Below are 16,686 nucleotides of genomic sequence, written 5' to 3' on the forward strand. Positions count from 1 at the left end.
ATGCGGCAGGCGTCACGTCGCCGGGCATACCCCGGGCGGGAATGGCCGCCCGGTCGCGTACGTTGCCTCTTCGGACGACTTGGTCCCCGAGCCATCGAAGGAGCGCGCGAGACATGCAGGGCACTGTGACGATGTACAGCACCACCTGGTGCGGCTACTGCCAGCGGCTGAAGAAGCAGCTGGACCGCGAGGGCATCGCGTACACCGAGATCAACATCGAGCAGGACCCGGACTCCGCGGCGTTCGTCGAGAAGGCCAATGGCGGAAACCAGACGGTCCCGACCGTGCGCTTCGCGGACGGCTCGACGCTCACCAACCCCTCGCTGGCTCAGGTCAAGCAGAAGATCGGGGTCTGACGGCTCGCTGTCCGGCGCTACCGGAAGGCGGTTCCCAGGAGATCCCGGGAACCGCCTTTCTGCTGGGTCAGATGAAACTCCGCGTCGGCAGTGGCTTGCCGTACCAGAGCTCGATCAGGCGGGCCGCGATCGAGATGCCGTAGGGCGGCAGCACCTCGCCCGATTCGAAGGCGGCGCCCAGTTCATCGCGGGAGAACCAGCGTGCCTCGTGGATCTCGTCGCCGTCGACGTCGACCTCGGTGGAGGTGGCGCGGGCCATGAAGCCCAGCATCAGGCTGGACGGGAAGGGCCACGGCTGGCTGGCGACGTACTCGACCTGGCCGACGGTGATGCCCGCCTCCTCGAAGACCTCGCGGCGCACCGTCTGCTCGATGGACTCACCGGGCTCGACGAAGCCGGCCAGCGTGGAGAAGCGGCCCTCGGGCCAGTGGACCTGACGGCCCAGCAGGATGCGGTCGTCCTCGTCGGTGACGGCCATGATCACGGCCGGGTCGGTGCGCGGGTAGTGCTCGGCGCCGCAGGCCTGGCAGCGGCGAATGTGACCGGCGGCGGCGATGACGGTGCGGTCGCCACAGCGGGAGCAGAAGCGGTGGGTGCGCTGCCAGTTCTCCAGGCCGACCGCGTGCACCATCAGGCCGACGTCGCGCGGGGACAGCAGCAGGCCCGCCTCGCGCAGTCCGGCCGGGCGCGCGGACTGGTCGATACGGCCGGGCAAAGCGTCCTTCTGGAGCGCGAAGTAGCTGACGCCGTCCTCGTCGATGCCGAGGAAGTAGCGGTGCGCCTCGGTGAGGGGGGCCTCGAAGGAGGGGGTCATGACGAGTTCGGTACGGCCGTCGGCCGTCTCGTCGATCAGGACCTGGCCGCCGGAGACCACGAAGCAGCGGGTCGTGGGGTGGCTCCATGCCGCCGCCAGCCAGGCCTCGTCTAGGCGGTGGTGGGCGGCGCGGTCGATGCCGCTCGGTGCGGTGAGCGAGATGGGGCGGTCGGCGGTGTGGTCGGTCCAGGTGGTCACGGGTGCTTCCAACTCCCCCGGTGGAACGGTTGGTTTCGGCGGGCGGTTCAGCGGGACGTAGGGCGGGAGGGGACCGGGTCCGGCAGGCCGGTGCGGTACGGGGCGGCTCTACCAGTGTGCCCCGCGCGCGGTGCCGCTCCGGACGGGGCTGGGAGCTCAGGGCGCATGGCGCCAGTTCTCCGCGAGGTCGCCCCACAGGTACGCGGTGGTCTCGACGCCCTTGAGCAGCAGGTCCAGCTCGACCTTCTCGTTCGGGGCGTGCCAGCCGTCGGAGGGGACCGAGATGCCCAGGAAGAGCACGGGGGCGCCGAGGACTTCCTGGAGGGCGGCGGCCGGTCCCGAGCCGCCCTCGCGGGTGTAGCGGACGGGCTTGCCGAAGGCGCGGCCCATGGCGTTGGCAACGGACTGGAGGGCGGGGTGGTCCAGCGGCGTCAGGCACGGGCGCGTGGCCGGGCCGAAGACGACCTCGCAGCGGATCCCGGCGGGTACCTGCTCGACGGCCCACGCGCGGACGGCCTTCTCGATGTGCTCGGGCTCCTGGCCCGCGACCATACGGAAGGAGAGCTTCACCATGGCGCCGGACGGGATGATCGTCTTGCTGCCGGGGCCCTGGTAGCCCCCGCCGATGCCGTTGACCTCGGCGGTGGGGCGGGCCCAGATGCGCTCCAGGGTGGAGTACCCGGCCTCGCCGTGGGTGGCGTAGGACTTGGCGGTGCGCAGCCACCGCTGCTCGTCGAAGGGCAGCTCGGCGAAGAGCTCCCGCTCGCGGTCGGTGAGTTCCACGACGCCGTCGTAGAAGCCGGGGATCGCCACGCGCCCGTGTTCGTCGTGCAGGGCGGCGACCAGGCGGGCGGCGGCGGTGGCCGGGTTGGGCACGGCGCCGCCGAAGGAGCCGGAGTGGATGTCCTGGTCGGGGCCGTACAGGCGGATCTCGCACTCGGTGAGGCCACGCATGCCCGTGCACACGGTCGGGGTGTCCTCCGACCACATGCCGGTGTCGGAGACGATCACGGCGTCGGCGGCGAGCCGGTCCGCGTGCTCCTGGACGAGGGCCTCGAAGTGCGGCGAGCCGGACTCCTCCTCACCCTCGATCAGCAGCTTCAGGTTGACGGCCGGGGTGGTGCGGCCGGTCGCGGCGAGGTGGGCGCGGACGCCGAGTGTGTGGAAGAACACCTGGCCCTTGTCGTCGGCCGCCCCGCGCGCGTAGAGGCGATTTTCCCGGACGACGGGCTCGAAGGGGTCGCTGTCCCAGCCGTCCTCGCGGGCGGCGGGCTGTACGTCGTGATGGCCGTAGACGAGGACCGTGGGGGCCTCGGGGTCCGCGGAGCGCCACTCGGCGAAGACGGCCGGGGCGCCGGGCGTCCGCCAGATCTCGACGGTCGGGAAGCCGGTCTCGGCGAGCTTGACGGCGAGCCAGTCGGCGCTGCGCCGTACGTCGGGCGCGTGGTCGGGCTGGGCCGACACGGAGGGGATGCGCAGCCATGCGGTGAGATCGTCGAGGAAGGCGGCGCGGTGCTGCTCGATGTACGTACGGACGGCGCTGACGACGCTGTCAACGGGATGGCTCATGGTCACGAGCCTATCGGCCCGCACCGACATCCTTGCTGGGCGGTTCGTCACACGACGGCTCCTCGGTCAGCAGCCGCTCCAGCGCGGCCCGGTCCGGAAGGTCCTCCGGACGGACGACCTCGCCGCCGCGCACATACAGGAACGCGGCGCTGACCGATTCCAGGGGCACCCCCTGCTGCTCCGCCCACGCCAGCCGGTACACGGCCAGCTGGAGCGGGTCGGCGTCGCGGGTGCGGTTGGTCTTCCAGTCGACGATCTCGTACGTCGCCAGCTCCCCTTCGCCCTGCTTGTAGACGGCGTCGATGCGCCCCCGGACGACTCGGCCGGCGAGGGCGAGCTGGAAGGGGGCCTCGACCCGGTAGGGGGTGCGCTGGGCGTACTCGGTGCGCTCGAAGGCGTCCTTGAGCGCCTCCAGGTCCCGCTCGTCGGCGATCTCGGCCTCGCTGCCGGGCAGTTCCTCCGGCTCCAGCATGGGCAGGGTCAGCTCTTCGAAGCGGGTCTCGACCCACGCGTGGAAGCGGGTGCCGCGCCGTGCCGCGGGCTGCGGCGGGCGGGGCATGGGGCGGGCCAGCTCCTGGGCCAGTCCGTCGGGGTCGGCGGCCAGGCGCAGCACCTGGGAGGCGGTCAGGGAGGCCGGCAGGGGTACGTCGGTGGCGCTGTCCCGCGCGCGGAGGAGTTCTCCGGTGAGGGCGTCCAGGTCGCGGTCCCAGGAGGCGACGGTGCGGACCTCCTCCGGGGTGAGGCGGGTGTGCGCCGACTCCGGCTCGAGGGGCGCCGCCTGGTGGGGGACGGTCGGGCGGTCCGCGGTCCAGGAGTCCCAGTCGGCGGGGTCGTCCTCGAACGGATCCCCGTCGGGAAGGTCGTAAGGGTCGTAGGGGTCCTCGTCGTCCGGCGGTGGGGGCCAGTCCGGGTCGTGCGCGGTGGCGGCGGGGTGGTCGTCCTCGTGGGAGGCGAGGTGGGCGAGGACCGTCTCGGCGGCCGCCCTGCGCCGGGCCAGCGCCGCGTCGTCCAGGGGCAGCGGCCACACCTGGTCGGCGTCGGTCGCGTGGAGCGCCGGGTTCTCCTCGTCCTCGGTGGGCTCGTCCGCCCAGGCCTCGATCTCGCCGTACCCGGCCGCGCAGTGGTCGTGGAGGTCCTGGAGGAAGCCGGAGGGGCCGCGTGGCTTCTTCTGGCTGGGGCCCCACCAGTGGCCGGAGCCGAGCAGCAGGGAGCGGGGGCGGGTGAAGGTGACGTAGCCGAGGCGGAGTTCCTCGGTGTGCTGATGTTCCTTCATGGCCTCGTGGAAGGCCTTCAGGCCGCGTGAGTCCCAGGCCTCGACGTCGGGCAGGGTGTCGGCGTCGCCGCGCAGGGCGTGCGGCAGCACCTTGCCCTGGGAGGTCCACTTCTCGCGGCCCTGGGTGCTCGGGAAGGTTCCGGTGACCAGGCCCGGTACGGCGACGACGTCCCATTCGAGGCCCTTGGACTTGTGCGCGGTGAGCACCTTGACGGTGTTCTCGCCGCCCGGGAGGGCGTTGTCGAGGCCCTTCTCGTACTGGGCGGCCGTGCGCAGGAAGCCGAGGAAGGCCAGCAGGGTGGCCTCGCCGTCGCCCGCGGCGAAGGAGGCGGCGATGTCGAGGAAGTTCGACAGGGTCTCGCGGCGGCGGGCGGCCAGGGCGTGCGGGGACGCCGACAGCTCGACCTCCAGGCCGGTGACGGCGAGGACGCGGTGCAGGACGTCCATCAGCGGGTCCGCCAGCGAGCGGCGCAGGTCGCGCAGTTCGGTGGCCAGGCGGGCGAACCGCACGCGCGCGTCCGGCGAGAAGGGCAGCCCGTCGTCGTCCCCGACGCCGTCGAGGGGCGTCTCCAGGAACGTGTCCAAGGCGTCCGCGAGCGATATCACCTCGGCGGGGTCGACCCCCTCGACGGCCTCGGCGAGCCGCCGGTCGGGGTGGTCGTCGCCGTCCACGCGCGCGTGGGAGACCAGTCGGCGTGCCCGGCGCCCCAGGAGGGCGAGGTCGCGGGGGCCGATGCGCCAGCGCGGGCCGGTCAGCACGCGCACCAGGGAGGCGTTGGCGCCGGGGTCCTGGAGCACCTCGCAGACGGCGACCAGGTCGGCGATCTCGGGCAGGTGCAGCAGTCCGGACAGGCCGACCACCTCGACGGGGACGTCCCGGGCCACCAGCGCGCCCTGGATCTCGGCGAAGTCGGTGGCCGTACGGCACAGGACGGCGATCTCGCCGGGAGCCTTGCCGGTGTTCACGAGGTGGGCGACGGAGTCGGCGATCCAGTCGATCTCCTCGGCGTGGGTGCGCAGCAGGGCGCAGCGGACCGTGCCGTCGCGTTCGGCGCCCGGGGCGGGGCGGAGGGCCTCCACGCCCGCGTGCATGGCGCGCAGCGGCTCGGCGAGGCCGTTGGCGAGGTCCAGGAGGCGGCCGCCGCTGCGGCGGTTCTCGCTGAGGGCCTGGCGGGTGGCGGGGCGGCCGTCGGCGTGCGCGAAGTGCTCGGGGAAGTCGTCGAGGTTGGCGACGGAGGCGCCGCGCCAGCCGTAGATCGCCTGGCAGGGGTCGCCCACGGCGGTCACCGGGTGGCCGGTGCCGCCGCCGAACAGGCCCGCCAGCAGGATGCGTTGGGCGACCGAGGTGTCCTGGTACTCGTCGAGGAGGACCACGCGGAACTCGTCGCGCAGGATCCGGCCCACCTCGGGGATCTGTGCGAGCTGTGCCGACAGGGCGATCTGGTCGCCGAAGTCGAGCAGATCGCGTTCGCGCTTGGCGGCCCGGTAACGCACCACCAGGTCGGCCAGTTCGCGGCGCGCGGCGACCGTTTCGGGGACCTTGCGCAGATCGGCGTTGGTGAGCTTGACGCCGTGCAGCGTGAGCAGCAGTTCGGCGTCGTGGGCGCGCAGGGATTCGGGGCGTACGAGGTGCTCGGCGAGTTCGGCGTCGAGCGCGAGGAGGTCGCTCACGAGGTCCGCGAAGGAGCGGGTCAGCGCCGGGTACGGGCCCGGGGCCTCGCGCAGCACCCTTGCGGCGAGTTGGTAGCGGGTGGCGTCGGCGAGCAGGCGGGAGGTCGGTTCGAGCCCGATGCGCAGACCGTGGTCGGTCAGGAGGCGGCCGGCGAAGGCGTGGTACGTCGAGATCACCGGCTCACCCGGGGGGTTGTCCGGGTCGATGACGTCCGGGTCGGTGACGCCCGCCTTGATCAGGGCCTTGCGGACGCGCTCGGCGAGTTCACCGGCGGCCTTGTTGGTGAAGGTCAGGCCGAGGACCTGCTCGGGGGCGACCCGGCCGGTGCCGACCAGCCACACCACGCGCGCGGCCATCACCGTGGTCTTGCCCGACCCGGCTCCGGCCACGATCACCTGCGGGGCGGGCGGCGCGGTGATGCAGGCCGTCTGCTCCGGGGTGAACGGGATGCCGAGGAGCTCCTTGAGCTGATCGGGGTCGGTGATACGTGGCGGCACCTCAGAGAGGCTAGCGGCGGTCACTGACAGTCGGTGCCGAATCTGCCGCCGGGGGCGAAGAAGTGCAGGTCAGCACGTGTGGTGCCGTCCGTCACTCGACCACGTGCCGCCCCTCGGGGCGCGCGCTGCACGATGCCCGGAACGCGCAGTGCGTGCAGTGCTGTCCCGCGGTCGGCGTGAACCGCTCGTCGAGGACCTTGCCGGCGGCGGTGGCCAGCAGCTCGCCGACCCACTCACCCTCAAGCGGCTCCTGGGCCTGCACCTTGGGCAGGGTCTCGCCGCCGTCCCGCTTCGCCGCGCCCTGACGCAGGTGGACGAGTTCGGCACCGCCCGGCTCGGGGCGCACCCCGTCGAAGGCCTCGTCCACGGCGCCCTCGCGGACGGCGAGCTGATAGACGGCGAGCTGTGGATGCCGGGCCACCTCTGCCGAGCTCGGCGCCTGCTTGCCGGTCTTGAAGTCGACGACATAGGCGCGTCCTTCGCCGTCGGCCTCGACACGGTCCATCTGGCCGCGGATGCGGACCTCGTAGTCGCCCGCTTCGAGGGTGACGTCGAAGTCGTGCTCGCTGGTGACCGGGGTACGGCCGGTGCGGTCGGTGACGTGCCACTTCAGGAAGCGTTCGAGCGCCACGCGCGCGTTCTCCTTCTCCTGCGCCGACTTCCACGGCGCGTCGAAGGCGAGCGCGTTCCACACGGAGTCGAGGCGCTCCATGAGGACGGCAAGATCGGCCGGGGTGTGCCCGGAGGCGACCTCGTCGGCGAGGACATGCACCACGTTGCCAAAGCCCTGGGCGACGGTCGCGGGCGCGTCGGCCTTCACCTCACGGCCCAGGAACCACTGCAGGGAGCAGGTGTTGGCGAGCTGGTCGAGGGCGCTGCCGGAGAGCACCACGGGCTGGTCTCGGTCACGCAGCGGCACCTTGCTCTCGGTCGGCTCGAACATCCCCCACCAGCGGTAGGGGTGGGCCGAGGGGACCAGCGGGCGGCCGTCCTCGTCGGCGAGTGCGGCGAGCCGGGCAAGGCGGCGGGCGGCGGCCTCCCGGAGGCCGTCGGACACGCGCGGGTCGACAGTCGTGGCGCGCAGTTCGGCGACCAGCGCCGCGACCGACAGCGGGCGCCGCGGGCGTCCGGTGACGTCCTTGGGTTCGACGCCGAGTTCGGTCAGGAAGCGGGAGGGCTGGTCGCCGTCGTCCGCGGGGGCCTTCACCGCGGTGACGACGAGGCGCTCACGCGCGCGTGTGGCGGCCACGTAGAACAGTCGGCGCTCCTCGGCGAGCAGCGCTCCTGGGGTGAGCGGTTCGGCGAGTCCGTCGCGGCCGATCCGGTCGGCCTCCAGCAGGGAGCCGCGGCGGCGCAGGTCGGGCCACAGTCCCTCCTGGACTCCCGCGACGACGACCAGCCGCCATTCCAGGCCCTTGGAACGGTGCGCGGTCATCAGGCGCACGGCGTCGGGGCGCAGGGCGCGCCGGGTGAGGGTGTCGGCGGCGATGTCCTCGGCCTCGACCTCCTCCAGGAAGTTCAGGGCGCCACGGCCGCCGGTGCGCTCCTCGGAGCGGGCCGCGGTCGCGAACAGCGCGCAGACGGCGTCCAGATCGCGGTCGGCGTTGCGCCCCGCCGCTCCGCCGCGCCGGGCGGCCCGCTCCAGGCGCCCGGGCCACGGAGTGCCCTCCCACAGGTCCCACAGCGCCTCCTCGGCCGTACCGCCGCCCGCGAGGCGCTCTCGGGCCTTGCGCAGCAGCGCGCCGAGCCGCTGCGCGCCACGCGCGTACACGGGGTCGTGCGCGACCAGCCGCTCCGGCTCGGCCAGCGCCCGCGCGAGCAGTTCGTCCGAGGGCGGCGGCAGGGCGACCCCGGCAGCGCGCTCCTCGTCCCGAAGGGCTCGGCCGAGACGGCGCAGGTCGGCCGCGTCCATGCCGGCGAGGGGGGAGGCCAGGAGGGTCAGGGCGATCTCGGTGTCGAGCCAGCAGGGCTCCGAGTCCTCCTCGGCGGAAACGCCATCCGCCTCCTCGTCGCTTCCCCGAGCCTCCGCCTCGGCCACCGCCCGCAGCGCCGTCAACAAGGGCGCCACCGCCGGTTCGTGGCGAAGGGCGAGGTCGTCGCCGTCGATGTCCAGGGGGACCCCGGCGGAGGTGAGGGCACGGCGGACGGTCGGGATCGTGCGGGAGCCGGCGCGCACCAGGACGGCCATCTCGCGCCAGGGGACGCCGTCCTCCAGGTGTGCCCTGCGCAGGATGTCGGCGATGTTGTCCAGTTCCGTGCCGGGCGTCGGGTACGTGTACACCTCGACACGGCCCCCGTCCCGGACCCGCGTGAGCTCGCGGTGGGCGCGGACCTTCTCGGCGGGCAGGCGGGTCAGCGGCATCCGCTGGGTCAGCAGCCGGGTCGCGGCCAGCAGGGCGCCGCCGGAGCGGCGTGAGGTGCGCAGGACCGCGACGGGTGCCGAGCGGCCGTCCGCGCGCGGGAAGGCGTGCGGGAACTCCAGGATGCCGTTCACGTCGGCGCCCCGGAACGCGTAGATCGACTGGTCCGGGTCGCCGAAGGCGACGAGGGTGCGACCGCCGCCGGCGAGCGCGTGCAGCAGCCGTACCTGGGCCGGGTCGGTGTCCTGGTATTCGTCGACGAAGACCGCGTCGTACCGGTCGGCGAGCTGCCGGCCCACGTCGGGGCGCTGGGCGAGGAGCACCGCGCGATGGACGAGTTCGGCGTAGTCGAGCACGCCCTGGAGGTCGAGGACGTCGAGGTACTCGGCGAGGAAGGCGGCCGCGGCCCGCCAGTCGGGGCGGCCGATACGGCGCGCGAAGGCGTCCAGGGCGTCGGGACCGAGGCCCAGTTCGCGGCTGCGGGCGAGGACCGCCCGGACCTCGTCGGCGAAGCCGCGGGTGGTCAGACAGGCGCGCAGTTCGTCCGGCCAGCGCACATGGGCGAGGCCGAGCCGCTCCAGGTCCGGCTGGCCCGCGAGCAGCCCGCGCACGGCCACGTCCTGCTCGGGACCCGACAGCAGCCGCAGCGGCTCCACGAACAGCTCGCTGTCCTGATGGGCGCGGACCAGGGCGTAGCAGAACGAGTGGAAGGTGGTCGCCTGGGGCGCTCGCGCGGCACCGGTGCGCAGCGCCATGCGCTCCCGCAGTTCGACGGCCGCCTTGCGGCTGAACGTCAGCACCAGTATGCGCGCGGGATCGCCGCCCCGGGCGATCCGCTGAGCCACCGACTCGACCAGCGTGGTGGTCTTTCCGGTGCCCGGACCTGCGAGAACGAGCAGCGGGCCGGTGCCGTGGTCAACCACGGAGCGCTGTGCGGCGTCCAGACGAGGGGGGTCCACCCTGGCCGGCGGGGTACGCACCAGTCGGTAAGCGCCACGGCTCCCCTGCCGCACCTGGGGGTGCGACAGGCGCCTGGTGGAGGAAGAGGAGCTCACGTGGTTCGCCGGTCCTGGTGGGGTGTGCTGGTTGGCCGGCCACCGCGCGTGGAGGGCGGTGGCGACGGGATGAGGGGGACACGTGCAGCCGACGCTACGCCGACGGATCCGGCGGAAGCAGGGCTTCCGATTCATCCCTCGGGGCGCTCGCGCCACATGCGTCCCTTGACTCACGAACGTACGTCATGCCACGAACGTGCCCCTGTTCCCCCGCACGGATCACGGGTCACACAGCGAGCCGTCGAATGGCGGAAGCTGTCAGGTGTGACCTTCCGCGCGTTCGCCGCCGTCCCATCGCGCCCGTTTCATGTCGAGGCGCGGCAGGTGCCCCTCGGTGGTCCGGCCGGCCTCCTTCAGGGGCGTGCCCTCGGCACGGTAGTGGCCGAGCGCCCGCAGCTCGTGCCCCGGGAGCAGGACGCCGTCCGCGCGGACGACACGCCACCACGGAACGGCTCCGCCGTACAGGGCCATCACCCGGCCGACCTGTCTCGGGCCGCCCTCCTGGAGCCACTCGGCGACGTCCCCGTACGTCATGACACGCCCGGGCGGGATCAGTTCGGCGACCTCAAGGACCCGCTCGGCGTACTCGGGCAGTGCGTCCGCGTACTCCGGGTGGGCGTCCTCCGGAAGGCTCTCCTCGCTCATCCGCCCCATCCTGCCCCACCCCACCGACAATGTGACGGGCCCGCGACGGTGCGTGGCCCTCGCCCCGAAGCGGCGCTTCCGGCAGACTGTGCGCCCCCGCATCTGCGCCCTGACGCCCCCGTGTGTCGGTGGGGCATGCCACCATCGTGCGGGCGGTGACCGTTGATACGAGATCAAGAAGAGACGATGAAGCAGCAGGGTGTGCACCCCGAGGATGCGGAGAGCACCTCTGAGGCTTCGTCGCGGCCGGACGCCGCCGACGACAGGAAGGGCGCGGCCACGAACGACGCCGACAAGCCCGCGGAGTACGACGAGATGCCCGCCGACGAGGTGGAGGGCGACGAACCGCTGCTCCCCGCGCGCGTGCACCGTCCCTCCGACCTCATGCGGCTGCTGGTGGGCGTCCTCGCGGTGGCCGTGCTGCTGGCCATCGCCGCGTTCGCGCACGGCACCACCTCGGGCCTGGAACAGGACATCAACAAGGGCACAGGACAGGCGCCCGACCTGCTCATCAAGATCGCGGGACTGGCCTCCAGCATCGCGATCCTGCTGGTTCCGGTCGCGTTCGCGATCGAACGGCTGATCAAACGCGACGGGCTGCGGATCGCCGACGGTGTGCTCGCCGCGGTCCTCGCGCACGGTGTGACACTCGCCACCGACCTCTGGGTCGCCGAGGCCGCCCCCGACTCGATCCAGGAGGCGCTCACCCAGCCCTCCCCCGGCGACATCAACGCCCTCACCGACCCGGTGCACGGCTATCTGGCCCCGGTCATCGCGTACATGACCGCCGTCGGCATGTCCCGTCGGCCGAGATGGCGCGCGGTGTTGTGGATCGTGCTGCTGCTCGACGCCTTCTCGATGCTCGTCACCGGGTACACCACCCCGTTCTCGATCATCCTCACGGTGCTGATCGGCTGGACCGTGGCCTACGGCACGCTCTACGCGGTCGGCTCCCCCAACGTCCGCCCCACCGGCCGGACCCTGATGGCGGGCCTGCGGACCGTGGGCTTCCGTCCGGTGAGCGCGGCCCGGGACGAGACCCCGGACCACGGCGACAGCGGGGACCGCGGCCGACGCTACTTCGTCACCCTGGAGGACGGCCCGCCGCTGGACGTCACGGTCGTCGACCGTGAACAGCAGGCGCAGGGCTTCTTCTATCGCGTGTGGCGCAATCTGACGCTGCGCGGCTTCGCCACCCGCCGCAGCCTCCAGTCGCTGCGCCAGGCGCTGGAGCAGGAGGCGCTGCTCGCCTACGCGGCCATCGCGGCCGGCGCCAACGCGCCCAAGCTGATCGCGACCTCCGAGCTCGGCCCCGACGCGGTCATGCTGGTCTACGAGCACAGCGGCGGACGCACTCTGGACTCGCTCGCCGACGAGGAGATCACCGATGAACTGCTGCGCAACACCTGGCATCAGGTGCGGGCGTTGCAGTCCCGGCGCATCGCGCACCGCAGGCTCGCTGGTGACGCGATTTTGGTGGATCGTTCCGGCACGGTGATCCTCACCGATCTGCGCGGCGGCGAGATCGCGGCCGGCGAGCTGCTGCTGCGCATGGACATCGCCCAGCTCGTGACCACGCTCGGGCTCCGGGTGGGCGCCGAACGCGCCGTCGCCTCGGCGGTCGGCGTCCTCGGCCCCGACGCCGTGGCCGACTGTCTGCCGATGCTCCAGCCCATCGCGCTGACGCGCTCCACGCGCGCGACGCTGCGCAGGCTCGCCCGGGAGCGGGCGGAACGCGAGCGCGAGGCGGTCCTGGAGGCCTCCCGGCAGGCCAAGCACGCGCGCGTGGACGCCGCCGCCGGCGACACCGGACCCGTCGTACTGGAGAAGGCCGCCAAGAAGACCGTACGGGCCCAGGAGCGGGCCGAGAAGCGGGCCATCGACGAAGCCATCGAAGAAGCGCGCGAAGAGGACCTGCTCACCCAGATCCGGCACGAGGTGCTGCGGATCAGGCCGCAGGCGCCGGTCGAGCCGGCCCGCCTGGAGCGGGTGCGGCCGCGCACCCTGATCAGCTTCATCGCCGGTGCCATCGGCGCGTACTTCCTGCTGACACAGCTCACCCACATCGAGTTCGGTCCACTGGTTTCCAACGCCGAGTGGGGCTGGGTCGCCGCAGCCGTGCTGTTCTCCGCGGCCAGCTACTTCGCCGCGGCGATGGCGCTGCTCGGGTTCGTGCCGGAGCGGGTGCCGTTCATGCAGACGGTGGCGGCGCAGGTCGCCGGATCCTTCGTGAAGATCGTCGCGCCGGCCGCGGTCGGCGGGGTCGCGCTCAACACCCGGTTCCTGCAACGCGCGGGCGTGCGGCCGGGGCTCGCGGTGGCGAGCGTGGGCGCGTCGCAGCTGTTCGGGCTCGGCTGCCACATCCTGATGCTGCTGGCCTTCGGCTATCTGACCGGTACGGAGAAGACGCCGTCGCTGTCGCCTTCCCGGACGGTCATCGCGGGTCTGCTGACGGTCGCGGTGCTGGTGCTCGTGGTGACCTCGGTGCCGTTCCTGCGGAAATTCGTCGTCACGCGCGTGCGGTCGCTTTTCGCGGGCGTGGTGCCGCGCATGCTCGATGTGCTCCAGCGGCCCCAGAAGCTGATCACGGGCATCGGCGGCATGCTGCTGCTGACGGCGTGCTTCGTGATGTGCCTGGACGCGTCGATCCGCGCGTTCGGCAACGAGCAGACGTCGATCAGCATCGCCAGCGTCGCCGTCGTCTTCCTCGCGGGCAACGCGCTCGGCTCCGCCGCCCCGACGCCGGGCGGTGTGGGCGCGGTCGAGGCGACCCTGACGGTCGGTCTGATCGCCGTCGGCCTGCCCAGCGAGGTCGCCGCCCCCTCGGTCCTGCTGTACCGGCTGCTCACCCTGTGGCTGCCCGTCCTGCCTGGCTGGCTGGCCTTCAACCACCTCACCCGCAAGGGCGCGCTCTAGTACGGGGACCGCCCCCGTCCCTCGTACGGCCCGTGCCCCGAGCGTCCCGTCGTACGCGACCGCAGGATGGGGTCATGCCGAACCCCCGCCTGCGCGCCGCCGTCCTGACCACCTCCGCCGTGCTGCTGTCCTCGCTGCTCACGGGGTGCGGCGACGACTCCCAGGACGAGGATCTGACGGCCCAGAAGCTGAGCTGGAAGGACTGCCCGGCCCCCTCCCAGGCGGAGGGCGGCGGCGCTCCCCCCTCGCCGCTGCCGAACGGCGACGAATGGCAGTGCGCCACCATGAAGGCGCCCTTGGACTGGGACGAACCCAAGGGGGACACGATCGGGATCGCGCTGATCCGCGCCGAGGCCAGCGGCGACAAGAGCAAGCGCATCGGCTCGCTGCTGTTCAACTTCGGGGGGCCCGGCGGCTCGGGCGTCACCACGCTGCCCGCCTTCGGCGAGGACTACGCGAAACTGCGCACCCGGTACGACCTGGTGAGCTTCGACCCGCGCGGAGTCGGCCGCAGCGCCCCCGTGCAGTGCGAGAACGACCAGCAGCTCGACGCGTACTTCCAGCAGGACGCCACCCCGGACGACGCCGCCGAGCGCACCGAGCTGCTGGACAACACGAAGGAGTTCAACGAGGCCTGCGAGAAGAACTCCGAGAAGATGCTGCCGCAGGTGCGCACGACCGACGCCGCCCGCGACATGGACCTGATGCGCCACGTCCTCGGCGACGACGAACTGCACTACTTCGGCATCTCCTACGGCACCGAACTCGGCGGTGTGTACGCGCATCTGTACCCCGAGCGCGTCGGCCGTGCCGTGTTCGACGCGGTCGTCGACCCGACGCAGGACCCCGAGCAGGGCTCGCTCGGACAGGCCAAGGGGTTCCAGCTGGCGCTCGACAACTTCGCCGAGGACTGCACCTCGAAGGTCGAGGACTGCCCGATCGGAGACAGCGCCCAGGACGTGAAGGACCGTATCGCCAAGCTGCTCGCGGACCTCGACAGGAAGCCGCTGCCGGGCATCTTCCCGCGCGATCTGACCCAGACCGCCGCGACCAGCGGCATCGCGCAGGCGCTGTACTCACCGGACTTCTGGGAGTACCTCACCGAGGGCCTTCAGCAGGCCTACGACGGTGACGGCCGGATCCTGATGCTGCTGTCCGACTCCATGAACGGCCGCAGCGAGAACGGCGAGTACAGCAACCTCATCGCGGCCAACGTGTCCATCAACTGCGCCGACGACAAGCCGCGTTACACCGCCGAGTACGTGCAGTCCAAGCTGCCGGAGTTCCGGGCCGCCTCCGAGCTGTTCGGCGACTTCCTGGCCTGGGGCATGGTCTCCTGCACCGACTGGGCCGTGGCCGGCGTCGCCGACCACCCCGACGTGAGCGCGCCCGGCTCGGCGCCGATCCTCGTGGTGGGCAACACCGGCGACCCGGCCACGCCGTACGAGGGGGCACGGAAGATGGTGCAGGCGCTGGGTGCGGGCGTGGGAGTCGAGCTGACGTACAGGGGTCAGGGGCACGGCGCCTACGACTCCAAGAGCAAGTGCGTACAGAACGCGGTGGACGGCTATCTGCTGGAGGGGAAAGTGCCCGCGGCCGGGACCGTCTGCTCCTGAAGCCACCCCCCGAGCTCCACAAAATTGCAGGTCAGAAGGTTATCCACAGGCCGGAGCGGGTCTCGTGCACTCCGCCTACTATGGCCTGACCGCCATCCGCTGCACGGTGCGGACGGCCTGCGAGGGGGTAGTGCACATGGCGCGTTTCGTACGGTGGGCGGCGGCTCTGACGGCCGCTGCCACGCTCCTGGTGACCGGCTGCAGCTCGGGGAGCGACGGGGCCAGTGACAGCAAGGGCGAGGAGACCGGCAGCGGGACACCGTCGGCCGGTTCCGCCGACTCCGCGGCGCCGCTGCCCGCCTCCCTGACCTCCCAGAAGCTCGAGTGGGGCGGCTGCGAGGCCACCGAGGACTCGGCGGCGCCGGGCGGTGACTGGCAGTGCGCGACGCTGAAGGTGCCGCTGGACTGGGCAGAGCCGGAGGGCGAGACGATCGGGATCGCCCTGATCCGCGCCAAGGCGACGGGGGACGACCGCATCGGCTCGCTGCTGTTCAACTTCGGCGGGCCCGGCGGCTCGGGCGTCTCGATGATGCCGTACTACAGCTCCACCGTGTCCAAGCTGCACAAGCGCTACGACCTGGTGAGCTTCGACCCGCGCGGGGTAGCCGCGAGCGAGGGTGTGCGCTGCCGCGGCGACAAAGAGATCCAGGCCGCCGAGGCGGTGGACGCCACTCCGGACACCGCGGCCGAGGAGACGGCGTATCTCAAGGACGCCGCCGACTTCGGCAAGGGCTGTGCGAAGTCGGCCGGGAAGCTGATGGCCCATGTCTCGACCACGGACACCGCCCGCGACATGGACCTGATGCGCCAGGTCCTCGGCGACGACAAGATGCACTACTTCGGCATCTCCTACGGCACCGAACTGGGCGGTGTGTACGCCCACTTGTTCCCGAAGAACGTGGGTCGGCTGGTCCTCGACGCGGTGGTCGACCCGAGCGCCGACACCGTGGACCACGCCAAGAACCAGGCCCGGGGCTTCCAGCGGGCGCTGAACAACTACCTGAAGTCCACCGGGCAGGACCCTGAGGAGGGTTCGCGGAAGATCGCGGACCTGCTGCAGCGGATCGACACGAATCCGCTGCCGACATCGTCGGAACGGAAGCTGACGCAGACGCTCGCCCTCACCGGCATCGTGCTGCCGCTGTACAGCGAGTCCAGCTGGCCGACGCTCACCAGCGCGCTGGAGGCGGCGGAGCAGGGGGACGGCTCGGAGCTGCTGACGCTCGCCGACGGCTACAACGAGCGTGACGCGTCGGGGAGCTACGGCACGACGACCCACTCGCAACGGGTCATATCGTGCTTGGACGCCAAGCAGCGGCCGACCGCCGAGGAGACGAAGAGGCTGCTGCCCGAGTTCGAGAAGATCTCGCCGGTGTTCGGGACGTTCCTGGGCTGGGACACGGCCGGCTGGTGCCACGACTGGCCGGTGCCCGGCCTGCACGACACCCCGGAGGTCAGTGCGCCGGGTGCGGAGCCGGTCCTGGTGGTCGGCAACACCGGCGACCCGGCGACGCCGTACGAGGGCGCTCAGAAGATGGCGGACGAGCTGGGCGAGGGCGTCGGTGTGGTGCTCACCTGGAAGGGCGAGGGCCACGGTGCCTACGGCAGCGGGAGCGACTGCGTCGACTCCACGGTGAACGACTACCTGCTCTCCGGCACGGTCCCGAAGGACGGCAAGGTCTGCTCATGACGCCGTCGGGGGCCCCGGACACCCT

Annotated in this window: 9 protein-coding genes; 4 read left to right on the top strand and 5 right to left on the bottom strand. The window is 72.2% G+C overall.

Features of this window, described 5'->3' with window-relative positions:
- Nucleotides 1-113: 113 nt before the first annotated feature.
- On the top strand, nucleotides 114-356 hold the full coding sequence (locus H4N64_RS25655) for a mycoredoxin (protein ID WP_186284771.1): 243 nt from the start codon (nucleotides 114-116) through the stop codon (nucleotides 354-356).
- A gap of 67 nt (nucleotides 357-423) precedes the next feature.
- On the opposite strand, the gene nudC is transcribed toward H4N64_RS25655, so the two are convergent.
- The 5 genes from nudC to H4N64_RS25680 form a co-directional block, all read right to left on the bottom strand.
- Nucleotides 424-1,368: an NAD(+) diphosphatase gene (gene nudC, locus H4N64_RS25660; RefSeq protein ID WP_186284772.1), complete on the bottom strand. Its 945-nt coding sequence runs from the start codon at nucleotides 1,366-1,368 to the stop codon at nucleotides 424-426.
- A 156-nt stretch (nucleotides 1,369-1,524) separates the two neighbouring features.
- Nucleotides 1,525-2,937, bottom strand: coding sequence for a dipeptidase (locus H4N64_RS25665; protein ID WP_186284773.1), 1,413 nt, complete (start codon nucleotides 2,935-2,937; stop codon nucleotides 1,525-1,527).
- A 10-nt stretch (nucleotides 2,938-2,947) separates the two neighbouring features.
- Nucleotides 2,948-6,379, bottom strand: coding sequence for a UvrD-helicase domain-containing protein (locus H4N64_RS25670; RefSeq protein ID WP_186284774.1), 3,432 nt, complete (start codon nucleotides 6,377-6,379; stop codon nucleotides 2,948-2,950).
- Nucleotides 6,380-6,470: 91 nt separating this feature from the next.
- Nucleotides 6,471-9,794, bottom strand: coding sequence for a UvrD-helicase domain-containing protein (locus H4N64_RS25675; RefSeq protein WP_186284775.1), 3,324 nt, complete (start codon nucleotides 9,792-9,794; stop codon nucleotides 6,471-6,473).
- A 258-nt stretch (nucleotides 9,795-10,052) separates the two neighbouring features.
- The gene (locus H4N64_RS25680) at nucleotides 10,053-10,439 is read right to left on the bottom strand and encodes an MGMT family protein (protein WP_186284776.1); all 387 of its coding nucleotides are present in this window, start codon (nucleotides 10,437-10,439) and stop codon (nucleotides 10,053-10,055) included.
- 186 nt (nucleotides 10,440-10,625) lie between these two features.
- Here H4N64_RS25680 and H4N64_RS25685 point away from each other — a divergent pair, with 186 nt between their 5' ends.
- The 3 genes from H4N64_RS25685 to H4N64_RS25695 all read left to right on the top strand — a co-directional run bounded on the left by H4N64_RS25685 (nucleotide 10,626) and on the right by H4N64_RS25695 (nucleotide 16,661).
- Nucleotides 10,626-13,355, top strand: a complete 2,730-nt coding sequence (locus tag H4N64_RS25685) for a lysylphosphatidylglycerol synthase transmembrane domain-containing protein (RefSeq protein ID WP_186284777.1) — start codon at nucleotides 10,626-10,628, stop codon at nucleotides 13,353-13,355.
- Between the two features lie 74 nt (nucleotides 13,356-13,429).
- Nucleotides 13,430-14,971 (top strand): alpha/beta hydrolase, encoded by a 1,542-nt coding sequence (locus tag H4N64_RS25690; protein ID WP_186284778.1) that lies wholly within the window; start codon nucleotides 13,430-13,432, stop codon nucleotides 14,969-14,971.
- A gap of 136 nt (nucleotides 14,972-15,107) precedes the next feature.
- Nucleotides 15,108-16,661: an alpha/beta hydrolase gene (locus H4N64_RS25695; protein WP_186284779.1), complete on the top strand. Its 1,554-nt coding sequence runs from the start codon at nucleotides 15,108-15,110 to the stop codon at nucleotides 16,659-16,661.
- The last annotated feature ends 25 nt before the right edge of the window (nucleotides 16,662-16,686 follow it).

The sequence above is a fragment of the Streptomyces cupreus genome (assembly GCF_014257025.1).
Classification (GTDB): domain Bacteria; phylum Actinomycetota; class Actinomycetes; order Streptomycetales; family Streptomycetaceae; genus Streptomyces; species Streptomyces cupreus.